This window comes from Microbacterium sp. CIAB417 (genome assembly GCF_022788845.1).
This window is the reverse complement of record NZ_JAHZUT010000005.1, coordinates 87466-109639: the sequence shown is the minus strand read 5'-3', so window position 1 is coordinate 109639 and position 22174 is coordinate 87466. Positions and strand designations below refer to the sequence as shown.

Here is a 22174-nt window from a genome sequence, read left to right as displayed (position 1 = left end):
AGATAGAGAGGACTGCCCAACAAAGAGAGGTCCCGATGCCCGACGGACAGGTGCTCGAGTTCGACCGCGTGACGAAGCGCTTCGGCGACGTGACCGCCGTTTCCGACTTCTCCGGACGGGTCGAGCCGGGTGTCGTGACGGGATTCCTCGGACCCAACGGCGCGGGCAAGACGACCACGCTGCGCATGCTGCTGGGACAGATCCGTCCAGCCTCGGGGACCGCGACCATCGGCGGAGCGCAGTTCGCCGAGCTGAAGCATCCCGCCCGCGTCATCGGCGCCATGCACGAGGACCCCGGTTTCCGCCCGCGTCGCACCGTCGAGCGTCACCTCGTCCTCGCCGCGAAGGCGAACGGCGTCTCGCTGTCGCGGGTCGCGGAGGTCGTCTCCTTCGTGGGACTGGACGGAGAGGCCGATTCCCGCATCGGCACCCTCTCTCTCGGCATGCGCCAGCGCCTGAGCGCGGCGACCGCGCTGCTCGGCGACCCCGGCGCCCTCGTGCTCGACGAGCCGGCCAACGGCCTCGATCCCGAGGGGATCCGCTGGATGCGCATGCTCATCCGCGGTCTCGCCGACGAGGGGCGCACCGTTCTGGTCTCGTCCCACGTATTGAGCGAGGTCGAGCAGGTCGCGGACGAGATCCTCGTCATCTCGCGCGGACAGCGCAAGTTCGCCGGGTCGCTCGCGTCCCTTGCCGACCCGTCCGCGGGTCCGGTCGTCGTGGATGCCGCGGACCGCGGCAGCCTGACGGACGCCCTGACCTCGGCCGGCTTCGATTTCGAGGTCCTGCGTTCCGGCCTGACGGTGCGCGGCAGCGACGCGAAGACCATCGGCGCCGTCGCCGCGCGCGCCGGTGTCGCGCTGACCACCCTGCAGCAGCGCGGCCCGACGCTCGAGGACGTCTTCCTCGACCTCGTCAACGACCGGCCGGTGCAGCTGCGCAAGCCCGAGCCCGCCGACGTCACGACCGCCCTCCCCCTCGCCGGCGCCACCGGGACTCCTGCCCCGGTCGAGGATCTCTCCGCACAGAGCGCTCCGGACGAGCCCGCCGCGGCGAACGAGACCGCCGCCGTCGCTGAGGCGGCTGATGAGACCGCCGAGGTCGACGAGGCGGTCGCAGCGGAGCCCCCCGCGGCGACCGCCGACGGCGACGAGGACGAGGTCGCAGCGGACGAGTCCGCTCCACTCGACGCGTTCGCGCCGGTGTCGGCGGCGGATGACCGCCCGCTGCCCGGAGCCGCGGGGCTCGCCGTTGCCGCGGCCGGACTGGCGGCCCCCGACGACACCGCTCCCGTCCCGGTGGTCTCCGACGCCTGGGCGGCCCTGATCTCCGGTCGCCCCGTCGACGGTTCCGAGGAGCCGGCGGACGGCGATGCCGAAGCGCAGCCCGAGCACGCGGCCCCCGAAGAGGCCGCCCCGAACGACGCGCTTCCCTCGCCGTCGGAGTCCGTCGACGGTGCGATCGGCCGCCCGGACGAGTTCGACGCCGCCGAGCCCGAGTACACCGAGTCCGCGCACGAGCAGCACGTGGCCGAGTCCGAGCAGGCCGCGCCCGACGACGCGCAGCCCGAGGCCGCGCAGGATGCCGGGGCGCACGAATCGTCCGAGCATCCCGTGCCCGCGCACGACACCGGCATCGACCGCTCCGAGGACGCCCGCACCGAGAGCGATCCCGACGACGGACGCGAAGGCGCCGACAGCGAGCACCTCGACGGGCACGACGACGCCGAGGCCGCCGACGAGGACCACGGCGCGACGACGGATCCCGAATCTGCGACGTCGGACGCCGGCACCGACCACAGTGGCCCCGCAGCATCCGACGAGCACTCGGAGGAGACGCGGACCGAGCACGACGCCGAGGGGCCAGTCGAGGCCGGCGAGACGAGCGAGGCGGAGCGCACCGAGCAGTCCTCGTACGATGTCCTCGCCGACGAGCCCGCGGAGAGCGTCGACGGTCCCGAGGACGGTCATGGCGGGGACACGGAGGGCACGGCATCCGATGTCATCACCTCCGTGCCCGGCGGCGAGACCGACGCGGCAGAGGAGTTCTTCCGCGACGTGATGGACGCGGACCCGGAGGACGCCCACGAGGAGCGTCCTCAGCACTGACGGTCAGACCGGTCGCGGTCGGATCACCGGCCGGCTCTTGCCCTTCACGACCGGAGTCGGCGCGGTCGCGACGATGTCGGTGACGTCGGCGAGCTCCTCCGTCACGTCCAGGCGGAGCGCCTGCGTGAGCGCGAGCCCGTGCCGTGTCGTGAAGATGAGCCGCTGGTACTGCTCGTCGCCCTCGAGGTCGATGACGACACTCGGACGGCGTCGGCGGATCAGCACGAAGTCCGTGGTGCCGGCGCCCTTCCAGGTGCCCGCGGCGAGGATGCCGGGGATGTGGGTCCCCGGGCCGGGCACGCCGCGCAGCCAGGTCCAGGCGTCGTCGGTCAGCTGGACCTTCGTGATGGTGTCGCGCGCCACCCGGATGTTCTCACGGTGGAACGTCGCGGCGCGCTCGACGGGCGAGAGCACGACTTCGAGCTGCGTCTGATCCAGCAGCAACGTCACCATGCTTCACAGTCTGCCAGCGTCCTCCTGCGAGATGTCTGCGACTTGCTCACAGGACGACAACGATCCTGGTGAGGCCTCCGGGGACGGCCGGGTCAGGACGCCGCGGTCGCAGCGGCCGCGGCGCGCGCGGCGGCCGGGAGCGCGTGCTCGATGCGTGTGAGCGCCGCGTCGTCGTGCGCGGCGGTGAGGAACCACGCCTCGAACACGCTGGGCGGCAGGGCGACGCCCTGTTCCCGCATGCTGTGGAAGAACGGCGCGTAGCGGAAGACCTGCTGCGCCTGCGCCTCCGCGTAGTCGCGCGGAGGGCGTGCGGCGAAGACCAGTCCGAAGAGGTTCCCGGCGCGCGGCACGGCGTGCTCGACACCCGCCGAAGCGAGCGCCGCGTCGAGGGCCTCGGCAAGGCGGGAGGCCGCGGCATCCACCTGCGCGTAGACCTCGGGCGTCGCGAGCCGCAGGGTCCGGATGCCGGCGGCCACCGACAGCGGATTTCCCGACAGGGTCCCTGCCTGGTAGACCGGCCCCACGGGGGCGAGCAGATCCATGATCTCCGCACGGCCGCCCAGCGCCGCCAGCGGCATGCCCCCGCCGACCACCTTGCCGAACGTGATGATGTCGGGCAGATACGCCTCACCGGTCGACGCCTGCAGTCCCCAGAACCCGGCCGGGTGCACGCGGAAGCCGGTGAGCACCTCGTCGAGGATCAGCAGGGCGCCGTGCGCGTGGGCGGTGTCGGCGAGGAAGGCGTTGAAGCCGGGCTCCGGAGCGACGACGCCCATGTTCGCCGCGGCCGCCTCGACGATGATCGCGGCGATTCGATCACCGTGCTCGGCGAACACCTCGTCGATCGCCGCGCGGTCGTTGTAGGGCACGACGAGCGTCTGGGCGGCGATCGCCGCCGGCACCCCTGCGGATCCCGGAAGCGCGAGCGTGGCGACCCCCGACCCCGCAGCCGCGAGGAGTCCGTCGGAGTGGCCGTGGTAGTGCCCCGCGAACTTCACCAGGAGGTCGCGTCCCGTGGCGCCGCGCGCCAGCCGGATGGCGGTCATGGTCGCCTCCGTGCCGGTGGAGACCAGCCGCACGCGCTCGACGGGGGCATGCTCGCCGACGCGCACGCGGTCGACGATGAGCTCGGCGAGCTCGACCTCCCCCTCGGTCGGCGCCCCGAACGACAGGCCGCGCCCCGCGGCGTCCTGGACCGCCTGCACGACCTCCGGATGCGCGTGACCGAGCAGCGCCGGTCCCCACGACGCGACGAGGTCGACGTACGTGTCGCCCGCGGCATCCGTCACCGTCGCGCCCGCCGCGGAGGCGAGGAAGCGCGGAGTGCCACCCACCGAGCCGTACGCCCGCACCGGGGAGTTCACGCCGCCCGGCGTCACCGCGCGCGCGGCGTCGAACAGGTCGTCATTGCGGTCGGTCATGAGCGGTCCTTCTCCTCTGTCCGGAATGCGGGCTCGAATCCGCGATGCGCACGGCGCTCAGCGCGACAGCCAGCGCGCCGCCTCGGTCGCCCAATAGGTGAGGACGGCATCCGCACCGGCACGGCGGATCGACAGGAGGGATTCGAGAACGGCGGCACGACGGTCGATCCAGCCGTTCGCGGCCGCCGCCTCGATCATCGCGTACTCACCCGAGATCTGATATGCCCACACCGGAATATGAACGGCATCGCGCACCTCGCGGAGCACGTCCAGGAACGACATCGCGGGCTTCACCATCACGATGTCCGCGCCCTCGGCCTCGTCGATGAGCGCTTCACGCAGCCCCTCGCGCCGGTTGCCCGGATCGAGCTGGTAGGTGCGGCGATCTCCGGTCAGCTGCGAGTCGACGGCCTCCCGGAACGGACCGTAGAAGGCGCTGGCGTACTTGGCGGCGTAGCCGAGCAGGAGGGTGTCCGTGTGGCCCTCGGCGTCCAGCGCGCGGCGGATCGCCGTGACCTGACCGTCCATCATGCCGCTCAGCCCGAGCAGCTGCGAACCGGCCCTGGCCTGGGCGAGCGCCATCGCCGTGTAGCGTTCGAGCGTCGCGTCGTTGTCGACGGATCCGTCCTCCGCCAGCACGCCGCAATGCCCGTGGTCGGTGAACTCGTCCAGGCACAGGTCGGTCTGCACGACGAGCGCGTCCCCGACCTCGGCTGCCAGCGCCGCGGTCGCCACGTTCAGGATGCCGTCCGGATCGTCCGCTCCCGATCCGATCGCGTCACGCACGGCCGGGACGCCGAACAGCATGACACCGCCGACCCCCGCTTCCGCGGCATCCACCGCCGCGCGGCGCAACGAGTCCAGCGAATGCTGCACGACGCCCGGCATGGACAGGATCGGGACGGCGTCCGAGATCCCCTCGCGGACGAACATGGGCAGCACCAGCTGGCGCGGCAGCACGTCGGTCTCGCGGACGACGGATCGGACGGCGGCCGACTGACGCAGCCGGCGCGGACGGATGTCGGGGAAGCTCACGGCGCGAACTCGTCCGCCGCGTGCGGGAGGGTGAAGTGGGACACGGCCTCGATGAGCGCGTCCACCGTCTGCTTGTCCGCGACGACCTGGATCGGCAGGCCGGCCTTGCGGGCGTCCTTCGCGGTGCGGGGACCGATCGCCGCGATGAGCGTCTCATCGGGGATCTCGGGGAACTGCTCGCGCACCTGCTGAGCGACCGAGCCGCTCGTGATGAGGATGGCGTTGATGCGGCCGCTGTCGACGTCACGGCGGATGCGGTCGGTGACCGGGACGCCGACCGTGCGATACGCCACCACGCTGTCGACGTCGTGCCCCGCCTTGATGAGCGACTTGGTCAGCACGGGCTTGGCGATCTCGCTGCGCAGAGTGAGGATGCGGCGGGGCTCGGGCTCCAGAGCGATGAGCTGAGCGGCCATCCCCTCGGCGGAATTGTCCTTCTCCGGCACGAGGGCGACCTCGTAACCGACGGCCTGGAGAGCAGCGGCGGTGGTCTCGCCGACGGCCGCGATCCGGGTCTTCTTCGGGACGACGGCGCGGTGCGCGAACAGCACGTCCACGGTCGTGGCGCTCGTGATGGTCAGCCAGTCGAACTCTCCGGCCGCGAGCTGCTCGAGCGCCCGGTCGAGGGCCTCCTGGTCGTTGGTCGGTCCGAAGTTGATCAGGGGAGCGACGACGGGAACGGCGCCCTGAGCGCGGAGGCTGGCGGCGACGCCGTCGCCCCACGGGCCTCCTCGCGGGACGAGGACGCGCCAGCCGGCCAGCGGCTTGTCATGCTTCGATTCGGGTTCGGTCATCAGGAATGCTCTCGGGAGACGAGGTCGGCCGCCCCTTGTTCGAGCAGCCGACGGGCGACAGACAGCCCGATCTCACGTGCTGTGTGCATCGGGTCCGCACCATCGGCAGCATCCGCACCGTTGCCACTGCCGTTCAGATGAATATACCCCCCGTTCAGGTCTTCCGTGACGTCGAGGCCGATCCGGCGTCCGCCGTCCGGCGCGTAGACGACCGTGCGCACGCGCACGGAATCTCCGGCCACCACGGCGTGCGCGGCCATCGGCGCCTGGCATCCGGCGTCCAGACCCTCCAGGACGCCGCGCTCGACCGTGACGGCGATCCGGGTGTCCCTGTCGTCCAGCCGCGCGAGGGCCTCTCGCAGCTCGGCCGGCGCGTCGACGCGGGTCTCGACGGCCAGCGCCCCCTGCCCGGGGGCGGTGGGCCACTCCGCGAGGCCGAGCTCCTCACGACGCAGTTGCGTCTCGCTGCCGAGGCGGGAGAGCCCGGCGGCGGCGAGGATCACGGCGTCCAGTTCTCCGGATTCCACGCGGGCGAGCCGGGAGTCGACATTGCCGCGGATGTCCACGACCTCGGCTCCCGGAGCGCGGCGACGGACCTGGGCGATGCGTCGCGGAGACCCGGTGCCGACCGAGGAGCCGGGACGGAGCTCGTTCAACGGCGTCCCGCCGCGGGTGATCGCCACATCGCGCGCATCCTCGCGCGGCGGCGTCGCCGCGATCACGAGGCCGTCGGGGATCGCGGTCGGCAGGTCCTTCAGCGAGTGCACGAGGAAGTCGCACTCGCCGGCCAGCAGAGCCTCGCGCAGGCGCGTGGCGAAGATGCCCATCCCGCCGATCTCCGACAGCGAGGCGCGATTCGTGTCGCCCTCCGAGACGATGGGGACCAGCTCGACCGGGCGTCCGGAGACCTGCTCGAGGGCGGCGGCGACGTGTCCGGACTGCGCCCGGGCGAGGGCGCTTCGACGGGTGCCGAGGCGGATCGGAGTGCTCATGGCCGGCCTACTGCAGCACGTCCGCGATCTCGTCGAACCGGAGGCGCCGTCCCGTGTAGAAGGGGACCTCCTCCTTCACGTAGCGACGGGCGTCGGTGTAGCGCAGATCGCGCATGAGGTCGACGAGCTCGGTGACGTCGTCGGCCTCCAGGGGGAGCAGCCACTCGTAGTCGCCGAGCGCGAACGCGGCGACGGTGTTGGCGATCACACCGGTGAACGCGGCGCCCCTGCGGCCGTGGTCGGCGAGCATGGCCCGCCGCTCCTCCTCGGGCGCGAGATACCACTCCGGCGTGCGCACGAACGGGTACAGGCACAGCCAGTCCTTCGGTTCGACGCCGCGGAGGAATCCGGGCACGTGCAGACGGTTGAACTCGGCGTCTCGGTGCACGCCCATGACGTTCCACACCGGCAGCAGCGAGCGCAGCAGCTCGGTCCGGCGGAGGCGGCGCAGCGCCCTCTGCAGCTCTTCGGCGGTGTCGCCGTGCAGCCACACCATGAGGTCGGCGTCGGCCTTGAGCCCGGAGACGTCGTAGAAGCCCCGGATCGTGACACCGGAATCCTCGATGTGCTCGGCGATCGTCTCGAGCTCCGTGGCGTCGCTCTCGAGGACCGGGGCGTCCGGGTTGCGGCGCCACACCGCCCAGAGGGTGAAGCCGGACGGGGATTCTTCGAGCGCATCGGACATGATTCCAGTCTGCCCCTTTCCCCCGGGCATCGCTAATGCGCGGCGGGGGCGAGGGCCGGAGGCCCGCCCGGATCAGCGGGACAGGGCGCGTGCGATGACCCAGACGAGCGAACCCGCGACCGCGGCGAGGCCGATCGCTGCGGCGATCGCTCCGACGGGGTTGCGATCGGCGAAGGCGCGAGCCTTCACGGCGGCCCGTTGCGACGCCTTCTCGAGACGGCGCGGCACGTTGCCCTTGACCTCGATCGCGGCCAGGGCGGCCTTGAGCTCGGCGCGTGCGGACTGCACCGGGTCGACGATCCCGCCGGGCACGACGGTTCGGGGAAGCTGCTGCTCAGAGTTCGTCATCGCCGGCGTCCTTCACGATTCGGATGTCCTTCGCCACGGCCTGCCCCGGATTCTCGCGGGACATGACCTTGCGGAACTTCAGGATGCCGAGCAGGGCGAACACCAGCACGGCGAGGATCAGGATGCCGATGACGGCCAGCGCGGACAGCCACACCGGCCACCACGACGAGAGCCCGGCGACCGCGAACACGAGGATCATCGGCACCAGCCAGAACAGGAAGAAGAGCGCGACGAGGAACCAGACGCTGCCGATCCCGGCATCCTTCGCGGTGCGCGAGATCCAGACCTTGGCCGCGTCGATCTCGGCTTTGACGAGATTGCTGACCAGTTCGGGCAGGTCCCCGAGCAGGGTCAGAAGACTGTCGTCCGCGCGGTCACGGTATCCGCGGACCATGTCACTTCCCGTTCTGCGAGGACTTCTTGGCTGCGGGCTTCGAGGCGGACGAGGCCGACGTCTTGGACGTCGCGGCCTCCGCCTTCTTCTTGGCGGCCTCCACCACGTCTTCGGCGACGTCCGAGACCTCCTCGACCGCGTCCTTGCCTGCCGCGATCGTGGCGTCGAGCTTCTCCCCCGGCGTTCCGGGGCCCGTCGCGGACTTGGCGACCTTCACGACACCGGTCCAGACGGCGCCGGGAACAGCGGCGGCCTTCTCGCCGACGAAGGCCTTGACCTTCGTCACCTGCTCCTGCACGGGATCGAGGTTCCAGACCTTGAGCCACTGCGTCTTGATCTGCTCGTAGCGTTCGCGTCCGGCACGTGTGCCGAGGACGTAACCCACGCCGAGTCCGACGACGAGTCCGATCTTCCCCTTCATGGGGTCTCCTCACGTTGTTCCGGTCGGGCCGCACGCGTTCGAACCGCGGGCCAGGAGTACCAGCGTAACCCCATATGCCGATTTCGGCATCTACTTGCTCGAGGGGTTGACAGATGCCCTTCGATCGGCTTCGGATCCCGCCTAGCCTCAGTCCCAGAGCAGGTGCCGGCGGATCCGGTCGGCCTCGGCCGCGGCATCCGCGACGACCTGGGCGAGACCCGTGCCGGACAGCCACGCGCCGACCGCGGCCAGCCCCGGAACCGCCTCGACAGCGGCACGCGACGCCGCCCGCCGCTCGGCCGCCCCGAGGAGCGACGCCGGCTGCGACTGGGTGAAGCGCGCGCGGTGGGCGCCGACCAGCTGATCGCGAGACAGATCGACACCGAGCAGGGCCGACGCCTCCGTCAGCGCCAGCGACGCCGCGGCCTCGTCGTCCAGGGAGGCGGTCGCCGTCGGCTCGCCCTGAGAGCCGAACGACACCCGCACGACGTGCCGCGCGCCGGCCGCCTCGCGCAGCCATGCCCATTTCGCGGTCGCATGCGTGAGTGCTTTGGCGACGTGGCTGCCCGGAACGGTGAGTACCCCGGTTCCGCGCGGAGCGTCATCCAGCTCCGGCGCGTCGAGCAGGAGCGACACGATCTCGATCTGAGGAGCCGCCTGCCTGTCGCCGAGATCGGAGACATGACCGGCGAGCAGGTCGCGAGCCGCATCCTCGGTGGTCGCGACGATCACGGCATCCGCGTCGAGCCGCTCCGCCGAGTCCGCGGAGAGAGTCCCGGGATCAGCGGCATCCGGATCTTCGTCGCCTTCGACCGGGCGCACGGCGACCGTCCACCCGGCGCCCGCGCTCTCGAGCGCCTCGACAGGCGATCCCGTCCGCACGACGCCGCCGAGCTTCTCCAGATCCGCGCGCAGGGCGTCGACGAGCGTGCCCATACCGCCGATGAGTCCCTCCACCGCCGACCCCGGCGCCTTGTCCTTGCGCGCCGACTGCTGCTGACCGCGCAGCGCGTCCACGGCACCGCTGAGCGAGCCGACCCTGGTGAGCGCGGCGTTGAGTCCCGGAGCTGCGACGTCGACGTCGACATCATCCGGATGCGCGGAATAGACACCGGACACCACCGGCGCGACGAGGCGCTCGAGCACGCGCGCACCCATGCGCGAGGCGACGAGACGACCGAGGCTGCGCTGATGGCCGATCGTCAGCGGCGGTCGCAGGCGATCCACGTACGCCCGCCACGCCCCGCGCCAGCCGATGACGCGGCGCACATCGTCGGCGAACGGGTTGGCCGGGATCCCCAGGATCCCGCCGATCGGCAACGGGGCGGGCTCCTGGCCGGGAACTCCCGCCAGCCACGCCCCTCCGGTCGCGGGCGACTGCACACGTTCCGTGAGACCGAGTTCGGCCACGAGCTTTCGGACGTGCCCGCCCCGCGTCGCGTAGCTCTCCGCCCCGGCATCCAGGACGACGCCGTCGAGCTCGGCACGCCGCACGGCACCGCCGAGAGCGTCGGACGCCTCCAGCAGCGTCACTCGCATCCCGACCTTCGCGCACTCGCGAGCGGCGACGAGGCCCGCGACACCGCCCCCGACGACCACGACGTGCCGTTCGGCCGCCCGCTCCGCGAGCTCCGGTTCGGGATGCTCGCTCATGAGCCGTGCACCAGCTCGACGATGCGCGTCAGCTGATCCGGGTCCGTCTCGGGAGGCACGCCGTGACCCAGGTTGAGGATGTGCGCGCGCGCCGCACGGCCGCGCTCGAGGACGTCGTGCACGTGTGCCTCGAGAACCGGCCACGGCGCCGACAGCAGCGCCGGGTCGATGTTGCCCTGCACGGTGACGTCGGGCCCGAGGATGCCGGCGGCCTCGTCGAGCGTCTGACGCCAGTCGACGCCGACGGCGTCCGCGACGCCGCCCAGGCGCATGTCGGCCAGGAACGGTCCGGTGCCGACTCCGAAGTGGATGACGGGGATGCCGATGCCCTCGACCGCTGCCCGCGAGTGCGGCGCGACGAACGTCCGGTAGTCGGCGGGGCTGAGCGAGCCGGCCCACGAGTCGAACAGCTGCACCGTCGCGGCCCCCTCATCGCGCTGCGCCTCGAGGAAACGGCGGGAGATGCGCGACAGCCAGCCCGCCAGGCGGTTCCAGGCGTCCGGGTCGGTGTGCATCATGGCCCTGGCGCGCAGATGCTCCTTGGACGGGCCGCCCTCGACCAGGTACGCGGCGAGCGTGAACGGGGCCCCGGCGAACCCGATGAGGGGGGTCTCGCCGAGCTCGGCGGTGGTGATGCGGACGGCCTCGGCGATCGCGGTCGTGTCGAGGTCCTTCGGATCGATGGCCGTGATGCGCTCGACGTCGGCGGCCGTGCGCACCGGTTCCGCGAACACCGGGCCCCGGCCGGACTCGATCACGACGTCGACGCCCGCGAGCCGCAGCGGGATGACGATGTCGCTGAAGAACACCGCGGCGTCCACGCCGTGGCGCCGCACGGGCTGAAGGGTGATCTCCGCCGCCAGGTCGGGGGTGAGGCACGCGTCCAGCATCCGGGTGCCGACGCGCAGCTCGCGGTACTCGGGCAGGGAGCGCCCCGCCTGACGCATGAACCAGACAGGGGTGGTCTCAGGGCGGTCTCCGGCGAGAGCGCGCAGCAGCGAGGCGGTGGGTGCAGGCATGCCTCCATCCTCGCATCCACGGCCTATGCGTCCGCCTGGGAACCCTTCCTTTCGACACGGCGTAGAATCTCTCTGTGCTGCTGTGCGTAACGGCGAGTCACAAGACCGCCTCCTTCGACATGCTCGAAAGACTGAGCCGCACCCCTGACGACGTCGCGCCGAACCTTCTGCGCATCGCGCCGTGCGTGCAGGGGGCCGTGGTGCTGTCCACGTGCAATCGATTCGAGGCGTACGTCGAGATCGACGAGCCGGTGACCGCAGCGGGAGCCGTCGGCGTCGAGGCGGTGCTCGAGGCGATCGAGCAGTCCGCCGGCATCCCGGCATCCGACCTGGAGGGCTCGTACGCCGTGCACTCCGGGCGCCGCGTCGCCGAGCACCTGTTCGCGGTGGCCTCGGGGCTCGAGTCCGTCGTCCCCGGAGAGGGCGAGATCGCCGGTCAGGTGCGCCGCGCGCTGACGTCCGCGCGCAAGGAGGGCACGACCTCGCCCGAGCTCGAGCGCCTGTTCCAGCGCGCGAGCCAGGCGCAGCGCAAGGTCAAGAACGTCACTGCCCTGGGCCGCGCCGGCCGCTCGCTCGTGCGCCTGGCGCTCGAACTGGCGGACAGCCGCATCGCCGACTGGTCGGCCGAGCGCGTGCTGCTGGTCGGCACGGGCGCGTATGCCGCCGTGACCCTCGCGACCCTGCGCGAGCGCGGCGCGACGAACATCTCGGTGCACTCGCCGTCGGGCCGCGCCGAGCTGTTCGCGAAGAAACACGACATCGCCGCGGTCTCCGACGCCGACTACGCCCGCGTCGCGTCGCGGTCGACGCTGCTCATCACCTGCACGACCGCCACGGAGCCCGTGCTCGGACCGGCGCAGCTGCAGGCGCCGACCGGCCCGGTGGCCGTCGGATGCCCGGTCGGTCCGCACTCCCAGCTCGTCATCGACCTCGGGATGCCGCGCAACGTGGACCCCGCCGTCGCGGAGCTCGAGGGCGTCGCGCTGCTGGACCTGGAGACGATCCGTCTGCACGCACCGCTCGAGGAGCTGCAGGCCACGGATGCCGCACGCAGCGTCGTGCGCGAAGCGGCGGACACGTTCCATGTCGTCGGCCGCCAGCAGAGCGCGACGCCGGCAGTGGTCGCCATGCGCTCGCACATCTTCTCCCTGCTCGAAGCCGAGATCGACCGCGCCAGGGCGCGCGGAGACGAGGATGGCCGCGTCGAGCAGTCGCTGCGGCACCTCGCCGGCGTGCTGCTGCACACCCCGACCGTGCGCGCGCACGAGTTCGCCGCCGACGGCCGTGCCGACGAGTTCGCGGCCGCGTTGGAGACGCTCTACGGGATCGCCCCCGCCGCCCGGGCATCCGAGGAGTCGGCGACCGCCTGACTCGCCTTTGCGCGGTGCTGCGAGGGCTCAGCCGTTCGTTCAAGGCATGTCACCATGGAACCATGGCCCTTCACATCACCGGAGACACCGCCGCCGACACCCTGCTGACCGAGAACCCGCTCGCTCTTCTCGTCGGGATGCTGCTGGACCAGCAGGTCCCGATGGAGACCGCGTTCGCCGGTCCGCTCAAGATCCAGCAGCGCACGGGAGCCGCGGATGCCGCGACCATCGCGCACATGGATCCGGATGCCTTCCTCGAGGCGTTCAAGCAGACGCCGTCCGTGCACCGGTTCCCCGGATCGATGGCCGCGCGGGTGCAGACGCTGTGCGAGACATTGGTGAACGACTGGGGCGGGGACGCCGCCGCGCTCTGGACGGAGGGGGAGCCCACGGGAGCCGAGGTGCTCAAGCGCCTGAAGACGCTGCCGGGCTTCGGCGAGCAGAAGGCGAAGATCTTCCTGGCGCTGCTGGGCAAGCAGTACGGCTTCGCCGGCGAAGGCTGGCGCGAGGCATCCGCTCCCTATGGCGAGGAGGGCTCGTTCCGCAGCGTCGCCGACATCGTCTCTCCGGAGTCGCTCACCAAGGTGCGCGAGCACAAGAAGGCGATGAAGGCTGCCGCGTCACGGATCAATGCGACGAAGGAGCGTTGATGCGTGACGGGGCAGGGTTGAGCGAGCGCAGCGAGCCGAAACCCACGAAAGCACGGATCAATGCGACGAAGGCGCGTTGATGCGTGACGGGGCAAGGTTGAGCGAGCGCAGCGAGTCGAAACCCCCGAAAGCACGGATCAATGCGACGAAGGAGCGTTGATGCGTGACGCGGCAAGGTCGAGCGAGCGCAGCGAGCCGAAACCCCCGAAAGCACGGAGCAATGCGACGAAGGAGCGTTGATGCGTGACGCGGCAAGGTTGAGCGAGCGCAGCGAGCCGAAACCCACGAAGGCAGGGAAGTGATGCAGCCGACCGGGGGCAGCGTGGGCGCCTTCATCGCGGCCGTCACGCCGGAGCGCCGACGACGAGATGCCGAGACGCTGACCGCCCTCATGCAGGAGGTCTCGGGGCGGGAGCCGGTGCTGTGGGGCACGATCATCGGGTTCGGTGCGTGTCACTACCGCTACCCGACGGGCACCGAAGGCGACATGGGCCTGCTGGGGTTCGCCCCGCGCAAGGCCGCGTCGACGATCTACCTCGTCGACGGCGTGGACGCCCACCGCGAGGCGCTGTCCGGACTCGGACCGCACACCTCGAGCGTCGCGTGCGTGTACATCAAGGACCTCGAGAAGGTCGACCTCGACGTGCTCCGCGGCATCCTCGAGCGCTCGCTGGCCTGGGCCGAGGCGGGCGGCACCGACCAGATGCAGCTGACCGTCACGGGATGAGTGCGAGTTCGGATCCCCTCATCGACCGTATCGCGCGACGATCTCGTCCGTGAGCGGGGGCCAGATCCGCTTGTGGTCCTCACCGAAGGGGACACCGGAGAGGAAGGCCGCGGCGAGGTCGCGTGACCGGTCGATGAACAGGAAGCTGCCCTGCGCACCGAAATGACCGGCGGTCTCGGGAGGGAACGCGTCGCTCAGCCAGTGCGGACTCTTGGTGCCCTTGCGCTCGAAACCGAGTCCCCAGGTGTTGTCCGAGAACGACCCGTAACCCGGCACGACCCCGCGCAGGCCGGGGTGAGAGTCCATGAGCGCGAGGTCGCGCAGTCCGGCGGAGATCAGTGTGGGCCGCAGCACCTCCCGAGCGAAGATCAGGAGATCGTCGATCGAGGCGCGGGCCCCGGCAGAGGGCCGCCCGGTGACATCGGTCTGCGTCATCCCGAGCGGGAGGACGACCTCGCGCCGCATCCAGTCCGCGAACGCCATGCCGGCCTTGTCGGCGACGTGCGCGGCGACGGCGTCGAATCCGGCGTTCGAGTAGATCCGGCGTTCTCCCGAGGCCCGTCGGGGTTCGACGCCCTCCATCGGCAGCCCGCTGGTGTGGTCGAGCAGCTCCAGCACGGTCGCCCCGCCGGGCTCGCCCGGCTCGTCCAGGTCCACGAATCCCCGCTCGATCGCGACGAAGACGCCCCAGGCGGTCAGCGGCTTGGTCACGGATGCCAGGGGCAGCACCGCCCGCGGATCGCCCTGCACGGCGAGGGTCCCGTCCGGGCCGGTGACGCCCACGAGAGCGGTGTGCGGGAAGCCGTCGGTCGCGGCGAAGGTCGTCGTCTCCACGGAACCATCGTTTCATGCGGACGGGACGCATGAGAGCCGACTGACCCCGTCCTGTTCACGAGACCTCTCGTCGATCACGCGAACACGGGGAGGTTTCGTGAACAGGACGGGGTCTCGACGCGCAACATCCGGTCGCGGCCTCCCGGGAAGACGGGAACCCCCTGTTCCGCCGCGTACGGCGTGCGGTCAGGCGCCCTTGAGACGCTCCGACAGGTAGGCGTGCAGGTTCTCGATCGCCACGCGCTCCTGCGCCATGGTGTCGCGGTCGCGGACCGTGACGGCGCGGTCGTCGAGCGAGTCGAAGTCGACCGTGACGCAGAACGGCGTTCCGATCTCGTCCTGACGGCGGTAGCGCCGCCCGATCGCGCCGGCGTCGTCGAAGTCGACGGCCCAGCGTCCGCGGAGGCCGTCGGCGACCTCGCGCGCGAGCGGCGACAGGTTCTCGTTGCGCGACAGCGGCAGGACGGCGACCTTCACCGGCGCCAGGCGCGGGTCGAGCTTGAGCACGGTGCGGACGTCGGTGCCGCCCTTGGCGTTCGGCACCTCCTCCTCGACGTACGCGTCGACGAGGAACGCCATCATCGACCGCGTGAGGCCGAAGGAGGGCTCGATCACGTAGGGCGTGTACCGCTCGCCGGATGCCTGGTCGAAGTACGTCAGGCTCTGGCCGGATGCCTCGGTGTGGCTGGAGAGGTCGAAATCGGTGCGGTTGGCGACGCCCATCAGCTCACCCCACTCCTTGCCGGGGAACCCGAACCGGTACTCGAAGTCGATCGTGCCGGCGGAGTAGTGCGCGCGTTCGTCCTCGGGGACGTCGAACTGCCTCATGTTCTCGGGGTCGATCCCGAGGTCGATGAACCACGCCCAGCACGCCTCGACCCAGTGCTCGAACCACTGCTGAGCTTCGGCCGGCGGCGTGAAGAACTCGATCTCCATCTGCTCGAACTCGCGGGTGCGGAAGATGAAGTTGCCGGGCGTGATCTCGTTGCGGAAGGCCTTGCCGACCTGTCCGATGCCGAACGGCGGCTTCTTGCGGCTCGCGGTGAGCACGTTCGTGAAGTTGACGAAGATGCCCTGGGCCGTCTCGGGGCGCAGGAAGTACAGCCCGGACTCATCGTCGACGACGCCGAGGTAGGTCTTGACGAGGCCCGAGAAGGCCTTCGGCTCGGTGTACTGACCCTTGGTCCCGCAGTTCGGGCAGGGCACATCGGCCAGGCCGTTCTCCGCCTTGCGTCCCTTGCGGGCCTCGAAGTCCTCGACGAGATTGTCCGCACGGAAGCGCTTGTGGCACTGCAGGCACTCCACGAGCGGGTCGGTGAAGGTCGCCACGTGCCCGGATGCCTCCCACACGCGCTTGGGGAGGATGATCGACGAGTCGAGGCCCACCATGTCGCCCCGGCCGCGCACGAACGTCTGCCACCACTGTCGGCGGATGTTCTCCTTGAGCTCGGTGCCGAGGGGTCCGTAGTCCCAGGCCGACCGGGAACCGCCGTAGATCTCACCCGCTTGGAACACGAACCCTCGGTGGCGGGCGAGGCTGATGACCTTGTCAAGACGGGACTGTTCGGCCACGGTGGCTCCAATGGTCGGATGCTGCGGGTGGGATGCCCGTGAATACGGGCACCTTCATCCTATCCGCGCCCGCGCGCCGGTCCCTCTGGAGCGATGTCGGCCGCCCGTGCCACTCTGGGCGCATGGAACAGCGCGTGAGCTTCATCACCCTCGCGGTCGCCGACGTCGCTCGCAGCCGCGCCTTCTTCGTGGACGGGCTGGGATGGCAGCCCTGTTCGAAGCCGACGACGTGCTCATGCTCCCCGTCGCCGACAGGGTCATCCTGTCGCTGTGGAGCATCGACGGTTTCACGGCCGAGATCGGTGAGCCCCCGGCATCCGGCCTCGCCCCGATCACGCTGGCGCACAACGTGTCCGCCGAAGCCGAGGTCGACGCCGTCCTCGCCGAAGCCGGCGGCCTCGGAGCCCGGGTCTGGCCCGCGTCGCGGCGGGAGTGGGGCGGCTACTCCGGCTACTTCGCGGATCCCGACGGATACCGGTGGGAGGTCGCCGTCAACCCCGGCGACACGGGGTCGTTCGTGCTCCCGACGCAAGACTGATCCGCCGTCGGCGACCGCCCCGACGATGTCCGACGTCGATGCAAGTGTTGTCGCTGTGAGCATGAACTCTCTGGCCAGGACGTTCGATTGGCGAGGCCGGACGGTCGCGTGGGACCGATTCGGCTCCGGGCCGGCGCTGGTGCTGCTGCACGGCACCCCGTGGTCGTCCGCCCTGTGGCAGCCCATCGCCCGAGCGTTGTCCGCCGAGTTCACCGTGCATCTGTGGGACATGCCGGGCTACGGCGCTTCGTCGAAGTCCGCCGAGCACGCCGTGGACCTGGGCGTGCAGGGCGAGCTCTTCGCGGACCTCCTCGATCATTGGGAGCTCGACGCCCCTCACGTCGTCGCGCACGATTTCGGCGGGGCCGTGGCGCTGCGCGCCCGCCTGCTCCACGGCGCACGGTTCGCGTCGCTGTGCCTGGTGGACGCGGTCGCCCTGCGCCCGTGGGGGTCGCCCTTCTTCTCGCTCGTCAAGGACCATGCCGAGGTGTTCGCGCAACTCCCGCCTGCCGTGCACCGCGGCGCGATCGAGGCCTATATCGCGGGAGCGAGTCATCGCGGCATCCACCCCGACGATCTCGCAATGCTCGTCCAGCCCTGGACGGACGCACCGGGGCAGGCGGCGTTCTACCGGCAGATCTCAGAGGCCGACGAGCGGTACACGGCCGAGGTCGAACCGCTCTACAGCACGATCGACGAACCCGTGCACATCATCTGGGGCGCGGAGGACACCTGGATCCCCGTCGATCGGGCGCATCGGCTGCAGGCGGCGATCCCGCACGCGTCGCTCACGGTGCTCCCCGACGCCGGGCACCTCATCCAGCACGACGCCCCCGCGGCACTCGCGGCCGCGCTCACGCGCTGGCTCGAGCGACGAGGCCACTGAATCATCTGTCCGAGGGCCTCGGCGTCTCCGGCGCCGATAGCCTTGTCTGGTGGGTACGGAAGACGAGAAGGCGCGCAGACGCCTCTCCCGGACCCCGCCTCGCTGGGCGATCGTGGCCGTGCTGGCCTTCGCCGGCCTCTGCTCGTCCTTCATGTTCACGCTCGTCGTGCCGCTTCAGGCGGAGCTGCCGAACCTGCTGAACGCCTCGCGCGAGGACACCACCTGGGTCGTCACGATCACGCTGCTCGTCGCCGCTGTCGCCACGCCGATCTCCGGACGCCTTGGCGACATGTACGGCAAGCGTCGCGTCGTGGTGGCGCTGCTCGCGCTGCTCGTCGTCGGATCCCTCATCGCCGCGCTGTCCGGATCGATCGTCGGCGTGATCATCGGGCGTGCCCTCCAGGGGGCGGTCACCGGCGTCGTCCCGCTCGGCATCGCGATCATGCGGGACGTCCTTCCTCCGCAGCGCCTGGGGACGGCCGTCGCCCTCATGAGCGCCACCATGGGAGTCGGCGGGGCGATCGGGATGCCCCTGGCCGCCTACCTCGCACTCAACGCCGACTGGCACGCCCTGTTCTGGCTGGCCGCGGGACTGGGCGTGGCGGGACTCGTGCTGGTGTTCCTGTTCGTCCCCGAAGACGTGCTGCGCTCGCCGGGACGTCTCGACTACATCGGCGCCGTCGGCCTGGCGATCGGGCTCACCGGCATCCTGCTGTTCGTCTCCCGCGGGGCGGAGTGGGGCTGGACGGCGCCGTTGACCCTGACGTGCATCGTCGGCGGCCTCCTCGTGCTGCTGGTGTGGGGCTGGTACCAGCTGCGCACACGCGAGCCGTTGCTCGACCTGCGCGTGGCCGCTCGCCCCGCCGTTCTCTTCACCAACATCGCGGCGATCGGCATGGGATTCGCCCTGTTCGCGTCGAACGTCACCTTCCCGCAGATGCTGGAACTGCCCGCGGAGACCGGCGCGGGGTTCGGCCTCGACATGCTCTCGGCGGCGTTCATCGTGATGCCGGCGGGCCTGGTCATGATGATCATCTCCCCGCTGTCCGGCTGGCTGGAGCGCACGATCGGCCCTCGGCCCCTGTTCACCGGCGGCGCGGCCGCCATCGTCTTCGCTTACGTGTTCGTGCTGCTGTGGTCGAGCGAGGTGTGGCACATCTTCGTGGCGAACCTCTTCATCGGCGTCGGGATCGGCTTCACGTTCGCCGCGATGCCGATGATCATCATGCGCTCGGTGCCGGCGAACGAGACGGGCGCGTCCAACGGTCTGAACGCCCTGTTCCGCTCGGTGGGGACCTCGAGCGCGTCCGCGGTGATGGGCGGAGTGCTCGCCGCCATGAGCGTCGAGGTCGGAGGGGTCGCCGTGCCGACCCGCGACGCGTTCCAGGTGTGCTTCTGGCTCGCCATCGCGGCGGGGATCATCGCGGTCCTGCTGTCGCTGTTCATCCCGCGCCAGCGCGCCGTCGAACAGCATCCCTCGCTGCCCTGAGCCGCGGCGCCAGCGCGACCGCCGACGCTGTGCAGCGCGGACCGGATCAGAACACGCGCGGGTCGGGGTCGCCCTCGTGCGGCGGACGCAACCGCAACGGGATCGGCCACGGCAATACGTACGGCTCGCTCGCCGGTCGGCTCATGTCGCCGAAGTCGTCCTGCTTCACCACGATGCGGCCGGAGCGGCCGGCATCCGTCGGGGTGACCTCGACGATGCGCACCCGCAGCGGACGCTCGGACTCGCCCTCCAGCATCCAGGCGTCCGCGAGCCAGGCGAGCCCGTGCTCCTCGAGGGCGGCCTCGGCGTCGAGCCAGTCGACGGCGCCGGAGGCCGGGCGGCCCAGCACATCGACGGCCACCCAGTCGGAGCCTTCGGGACGGATCCACCCCAGCAGCTCGCCGTCATCACGGCGATGCGGGGTCCAGTCAGCAGCGGTCATCCCTCGAGCCTACGGGTCACGGTTCGTCACGCGAATCGGCGGGTCCCGGCTTCCCCGATAGCGTCGAGGCATGAGCACGATCGCCACCACGACCTCCGGAAGCCTGCCCCGCACTGAGGCCCTCATCGCCGCGAATGCGGCGCGAGCTCTCGCGGACGACGGCTTCACCCTCGAGACCACGCCCGAGTTCGAGGCGCTGGTGGCGGATGCCGTGGCCGACGTCGTGCGCCGCCAGCGCGAGGCGGGCATCACCCTGGTCGGGGACGGCGAGTTCGGCAAGGCGATGTCGAACCCGCTCGACTACGGCGCCTGGTGGGGATACTCCTTCCAGCGCGTGAACGGGCTCTCCCTCACCGACAACAACCTCTTCACCCAGCCGACGGCCGTCTCGACGCCGGGGAACATCGAGCTGACGAGCTTCGTCGATCGGCGCGACCGGCACCTGTTCCCCGCGGTGTACAGCGACCCGCATTCCGGCGCGTTCGAGGGCAAGCCCGCCACGGAGTTCCCGACGACGACCGGCCCGATCTCCTACCGCGGTCAGGATGCCGTCGCCGCCGACATCCGCCATCTCCAGGCCGCCCTCGGCGACGGCGAGCAGGGGTTCATCACGGCGATCGCACCCGGCTCGGCCGCCCGGGTCTGGAACGAGCACTACGCCACGCACGACGAGCACCTGTGGGCGTGGGCCGAGGCGCTGCGCGAGGAGTACAAGGCGATCACGGATGCCGGTCTCATCGTGCAGCTCGACGACCCGTCGCTCGCCGAGAACTGGGACCAGATCAACCCCGAGCCGAGCGTCGAGGACTATCTCGCCTTCACTGCCAAGAGCATCGAGGCCCTGAACTACGCGATCCAGGGACTGCCGAAGGAGCTCGTGCGCCTGCACCTGTGCTGGGGGTCCTGGCACGGCCCGCACGTCACCGACATCGAGATCGCGAAGATCCTCCCCGAGGTGCTCAAGGCGAACGTCGGCTCGATCTCCTTCGAAGCCGGCAACGTCCGCCACGAGCACGAGTTCGGCGCGTGGGCGGATGCCGCGGTGCCGGACGATCTCGTGCTGGTCCCCGGCGTCGTGAGCCACGCCACGAACGTCGTCGAGCACCCCGACCTCGTGGCGCAGCGCATCCGCCGCTTCACGGACATCGTCGGCGCCGACCGCGTCATCGCCTCGACCGACTGCGGCCTGGGCGGCCGCGTGCACGCCGACATCGCGTGGGCGAAGCTGGAGTCGCTCGGCGAGGGCGCGTCGCGCGTCGGCGTGACCCGCTGACGTGCGGTGCCGCTCGCTGGACGAGCGGCACCGCGATCAGTGCGTGTACTCCATGAGCTCCACGCCCAGCAGGCGGAACACGTCGTGCGCGCGCAGGCGGTGCGCGATGGAGAGATCGTCGAAGCACACGATCATCGCGTAGGCGACCCCGGAACGGGGGCCCGCCAGGACGCCGGCCTCGGCGCGCACGCCCCGGTCGCGTCCGGTCTTGTTGATGAACAGCAGGCCGTGCTGATCGTGATCGTGCGCGAACGGGTCCAGCCCGGTCGGAGCGGCGACCAGGCTCAGGTCCTGGTTCAGGCTGAGCCATTCCGAGACCTGCGCGCTGACCGCGGCATCCACGACGGCGGAGTTGACCAGCGCCGAGAAGAGGCCCGCGAGCTCGCGGCTCGTGCCGACCGCGACGTGGGGGGCGTCGTCCGGGCCGCGGTCGTCGCGGAACCGGTCCAGGATCGCGGTCCTGGCGAGCCCGAGATCCTCGATCCGCGCGCGCACGCGGTCGTGGCCGACGCGCTGCAGCAGAGCGTTCACCGCGATGGGGTCGCCGGCGGTGGCCGCGAGGACCGCCAGGTCTGTGAGCGGAAGCGCCGGCGCGCGCAGGTGCCGCCAGATCCCCGCGGTCGCGACCTGATCGATCGCCGAGCGCTCGACGATCTCGAGCGGATCCAGCGATCCGTCCTCGAACCCGGCCGCGACCTCGATGAGCAGCGGCACGATCCCCAGCCCCGCGATCGGCAGCGTGACATGGTCGTCCCCGGACAGCACGTGGTGGTGCGTGTCGAGGTCGACGACGTGCACCGAGACCTGCGCCCCGGCATCCGCCAGCTCCTCGAGCGCTTTCAGCGTCGCGACGAACGAGCGCCGTCCGATCGCGGCCCGACGCGGCAGCCGACGGCCACTGCGCTGCGAACGGCGTACGGTCGCCGACGGCGCACCGTCGACGGGCTCGGGGAACGGGGGGAGGGAGGAGCCCACGCGTGGTCCTTCACGGCAGGAGGTGGAAGGGGGGTCTTCCGGGGAGCATGCTCCCCAGCAGCACGGCTATCGTAACCCCGCCCGCCGACGCTCCG

General features: G+C 71.0%; 23 protein-coding genes. 8 read left to right on the top strand and 15 right to left on the bottom strand.

Features of this window, described 5'->3' with window-relative positions; genetic code table 11:
- The first annotated feature begins 35 nt into the window (after positions 1-35).
- Positions 36-2108, top strand: a complete 2073-nt coding sequence (locus KYX17_RS21390; RefSeq protein WP_243229409.1) for an ATP-binding cassette domain-containing protein — start codon at positions 36-38, stop codon at positions 2106-2108.
- 3 nt (positions 2109-2111) lie between these two features.
- Here the strand turns inward: KYX17_RS21390 and KYX17_RS21385 are convergent, their stop codons facing one another.
- The 11 genes from KYX17_RS21385 to hemE all read right to left on the bottom strand — a co-directional run bounded on the left by KYX17_RS21385 (position 2112) and on the right by hemE (position 11323).
- Entirely contained in the window at positions 2112-2561 is a 450-nt protein-coding gene (locus KYX17_RS21385) for a hypothetical protein (RefSeq protein ID WP_243229407.1), read from the bottom strand.
- Positions 2562-2653: 92 nt separating this feature from the next.
- Positions 2654-3982, bottom strand: coding sequence for a glutamate-1-semialdehyde 2,1-aminomutase (gene hemL / locus KYX17_RS21380; protein WP_243229405.1), 1329 nt, complete (start codon positions 3980-3982; stop codon positions 2654-2656).
- Positions 3983-4039: 57 nt separating this feature from the next.
- Positions 4040-5017 (bottom strand): porphobilinogen synthase, encoded by a 978-nt coding sequence (gene hemB / locus KYX17_RS21375; RefSeq protein ID WP_243229403.1) that lies wholly within the window; start codon positions 5015-5017, stop codon positions 4040-4042.
- The gene (locus tag KYX17_RS21370) at positions 5014-5811 is read right to left on the bottom strand and encodes a uroporphyrinogen-III synthase (RefSeq protein WP_243229402.1); all 798 of its coding nucleotides are present in this window, start codon (positions 5809-5811) and stop codon (positions 5014-5016) included. The genes hemB and KYX17_RS21370 overlap by 4 nt, the downstream gene beginning before the upstream one ends.
- Complete coding sequence (hemC, locus tag KYX17_RS21365; RefSeq protein WP_243229400.1) at positions 5811-6803, bottom strand: hydroxymethylbilane synthase; 993 nt, start codon at positions 6801-6803, stop codon at positions 5811-5813. Before hemC ends, KYX17_RS21370 begins: the two co-directional genes overlap by 1 nt.
- A 7-nt stretch (positions 6804-6810) precedes the next feature.
- Positions 6811-7488, bottom strand: coding sequence for a hydrogen peroxide-dependent heme synthase (gene hemQ, locus KYX17_RS21360; protein ID WP_243229399.1), 678 nt, complete (start codon positions 7486-7488; stop codon positions 6811-6813).
- A gap of 72 nt (positions 7489-7560) precedes the next feature.
- Positions 7561-7836 (bottom strand): hypothetical protein, encoded by a 276-nt coding sequence (locus tag KYX17_RS21355; RefSeq protein WP_243229397.1) that lies wholly within the window; start codon positions 7834-7836, stop codon positions 7561-7563.
- Positions 7823-8230: a phage holin family protein gene (locus KYX17_RS21350; protein ID WP_243229395.1), complete on the bottom strand. Its 408-nt coding sequence runs from the start codon at positions 8228-8230 to the stop codon at positions 7823-7825. Before KYX17_RS21350 ends, KYX17_RS21355 begins: the two co-directional genes overlap by 14 nt.
- Position 8231: 1 nt before the next feature.
- Positions 8232-8651, bottom strand: coding sequence for a hypothetical protein (locus KYX17_RS21345; RefSeq protein ID WP_243229393.1), 420 nt, complete (start codon positions 8649-8651; stop codon positions 8232-8234).
- 147 nt (positions 8652-8798) lie between these two features.
- Entirely contained in the window at positions 8799-10304 is a 1506-nt protein-coding gene (gene hemG, locus KYX17_RS21340; protein ID WP_243229391.1) for a protoporphyrinogen oxidase, read from the bottom strand.
- Positions 10301-11323 carry a uroporphyrinogen decarboxylase gene (hemE, locus tag KYX17_RS21335; protein ID WP_243229390.1) on the bottom strand — a complete coding sequence of 341 codons (1023 nt, stop codon included), beginning with the start codon at positions 11321-11323 and terminating at the stop codon, positions 10301-10303. Before hemE ends, hemG begins: the two co-directional genes overlap by 4 nt.
- Positions 11324-11397: 74 nt before the next feature.
- Here hemE and KYX17_RS21330 point away from each other — a divergent pair, with 74 nt between their 5' ends.
- The 3 genes from KYX17_RS21330 to KYX17_RS21320 all read left to right on the top strand — a co-directional run bounded on the left by KYX17_RS21330 (position 11398) and on the right by KYX17_RS21320 (position 14070).
- Entirely contained in the window at positions 11398-12693 is a 1296-nt protein-coding gene (locus tag KYX17_RS21330) for a glutamyl-tRNA reductase (protein WP_243229388.1), read from the top strand.
- Between the two features lie 62 nt (positions 12694-12755).
- Positions 12756-13343: an HhH-GPD-type base excision DNA repair protein gene (locus tag KYX17_RS21325; protein ID WP_243229386.1), complete on the top strand. Its 588-nt coding sequence runs from the start codon at positions 12756-12758 to the stop codon at positions 13341-13343.
- Positions 13344-13644: 301 nt separating this feature from the next.
- Positions 13645-14070, top strand: coding sequence for a DUF1801 domain-containing protein (locus tag KYX17_RS21320; protein ID WP_243229885.1), 426 nt, complete (start codon positions 13645-13647; stop codon positions 14068-14070).
- An 18-nt stretch (positions 14071-14088) separates the two neighbouring features.
- Here KYX17_RS21320 and KYX17_RS21315 read toward each other — a convergent pair whose 3' ends face one another.
- Both KYX17_RS21315 and KYX17_RS21310 read right to left on the bottom strand, forming a co-directional pair.
- Positions 14089-14904, bottom strand: coding sequence for a serine hydrolase (locus KYX17_RS21315; RefSeq protein WP_243229384.1), 816 nt, complete (start codon positions 14902-14904; stop codon positions 14089-14091).
- A 186-nt stretch (positions 14905-15090) separates the two neighbouring features.
- Positions 15091-16476: a glycine--tRNA ligase gene (locus KYX17_RS21310; protein WP_243229383.1), complete on the bottom strand. Its 1386-nt coding sequence runs from the start codon at positions 16474-16476 to the stop codon at positions 15091-15093.
- A gap of 202 nt (positions 16477-16678) precedes the next feature.
- Between KYX17_RS21310 and KYX17_RS21305 the strand changes: the two genes are divergently transcribed.
- The 3 genes from KYX17_RS21305 (at position 16679) to KYX17_RS21295 (ending at position 19389) form a co-directional block, all read left to right on the top strand.
- Positions 16679-17014: a VOC family protein gene (locus KYX17_RS21305; RefSeq protein WP_243229381.1), complete on the top strand. Its 336-nt coding sequence runs from the start codon at positions 16679-16681 to the stop codon at positions 17012-17014.
- A 61-nt stretch (positions 17015-17075) separates the two neighbouring features.
- Positions 17076-17900 (top strand): alpha/beta fold hydrolase, encoded by an 825-nt coding sequence (locus KYX17_RS21300; RefSeq protein WP_243229883.1) that lies wholly within the window; start codon positions 17076-17078, stop codon positions 17898-17900.
- Between the two features lie 49 nt (positions 17901-17949).
- Entirely contained in the window at positions 17950-19389 is a 1440-nt protein-coding gene (locus KYX17_RS21295) for an MFS transporter (protein WP_243229380.1), read from the top strand.
- 46 nt (positions 19390-19435) lie between these two features.
- Here the strand turns inward: KYX17_RS21295 and KYX17_RS21290 are convergent, their stop codons facing one another.
- Positions 19436-19831 (bottom strand): hypothetical protein, encoded by a 396-nt coding sequence (locus KYX17_RS21290; RefSeq protein ID WP_243229378.1) that lies wholly within the window; start codon positions 19829-19831, stop codon positions 19436-19438.
- A 70-nt stretch (positions 19832-19901) separates the two neighbouring features.
- On the opposite strand from KYX17_RS21290, the gene KYX17_RS21285 reads away from it, so the two are divergent.
- Entirely contained in the window at positions 19902-21104 is a 1203-nt protein-coding gene (locus KYX17_RS21285; RefSeq protein ID WP_243229377.1) for a cobalamin-independent methionine synthase II family protein, read from the top strand.
- 36 nt (positions 21105-21140) lie between these two features.
- Here the strand turns inward: KYX17_RS21285 and KYX17_RS21280 are convergent, their stop codons facing one another.
- Positions 21141-22079 carry a serine hydrolase gene (locus tag KYX17_RS21280; RefSeq protein ID WP_243229376.1) on the bottom strand — a complete coding sequence of 313 codons (939 nt, stop codon included), beginning with the start codon at positions 22077-22079 and terminating at the stop codon, positions 21141-21143.
- Between the last annotated feature and the right edge of the window lie 95 nt (positions 22080-22174).

Coding starts and splice junctions, on each gene's coding strand:
- KYX17_RS21390 (WP_243229409.1), top strand. CDS start 36: ATGCCCGACGGACAGGTGCTCGAGTTCGACCGCGTGACGAAGCGCTTC.
- KYX17_RS21385 (WP_243229407.1), bottom strand. CDS start 2,561: ATGGTGACGTTGCTGCTGGATCAGACGCAGCTCGAAGTCGTGCTCTCG.
- hemL (WP_243229405.1), bottom strand. CDS start 3,982: ATGACCGACCGCAATGACGACCTGTTCGACGCCGCGCGCGCGGTGACG.
- KYX17_RS21370 (WP_243229402.1), bottom strand. CDS start 5,811: ATGACCGAACCCGAATCGAAGCATGACAAGCCGCTGGCCGGCTGGCGC.
- hemC (WP_243229400.1), bottom strand. CDS start 6,803: ATGAGCACTCCGATCCGCCTCGGCACCCGTCGAAGCGCCCTCGCCCGG.
- hemQ (WP_243229399.1), bottom strand. CDS start 7,488: ATGTCCGATGCGCTCGAAGAATCCCCGTCCGGCTTCACCCTCTGGGCG.
- KYX17_RS21355 (WP_243229397.1), bottom strand. CDS start 7,836: ATGACGAACTCTGAGCAGCAGCTTCCCCGAACCGTCGTGCCCGGCGGG.
- KYX17_RS21350 (WP_243229395.1), bottom strand. CDS start 8,230: ATGGTCCGCGGATACCGTGACCGCGCGGACGACAGTCTTCTGACCCTG.
- KYX17_RS21345 (WP_243229393.1), bottom strand. CDS start 8,651: ATGAAGGGGAAGATCGGACTCGTCGTCGGACTCGGCGTGGGTTACGTC.
- hemG (WP_243229391.1), bottom strand. CDS start 10,304: ATGAGCGAGCATCCCGAACCGGAGCTCGCGGAGCGGGCGGCCGAACGG.
- hemE (WP_243229390.1), bottom strand. CDS start 11,323: ATGCCTGCACCCACCGCCTCGCTGCTGCGCGCTCTCGCCGGAGACCGC.
- KYX17_RS21325 (WP_243229386.1), top strand. CDS start 12,756: ATGGCCCTTCACATCACCGGAGACACCGCCGCCGACACCCTGCTGACC.
- KYX17_RS21320 (WP_243229885.1), top strand. CDS start 13,645: ATGCAGCCGACCGGGGGCAGCGTGGGCGCCTTCATCGCGGCCGTCACG.
- KYX17_RS21305 (WP_243229381.1), top strand. CDS start 16,679: ATGGCAGCCCTGTTCGAAGCCGACGACGTGCTCATGCTCCCCGTCGCC.
- KYX17_RS21300 (WP_243229883.1), top strand. CDS start 17,076: ATGAACTCTCTGGCCAGGACGTTCGATTGGCGAGGCCGGACGGTCGCG.
- KYX17_RS21290 (WP_243229378.1), bottom strand. CDS start 19,831: ATGACCGCTGCTGACTGGACCCCGCATCGCCGTGATGACGGCGAGCTG.
- KYX17_RS21285 (WP_243229377.1), top strand. CDS start 19,902: ATGAGCACGATCGCCACCACGACCTCCGGAAGCCTGCCCCGCACTGAG.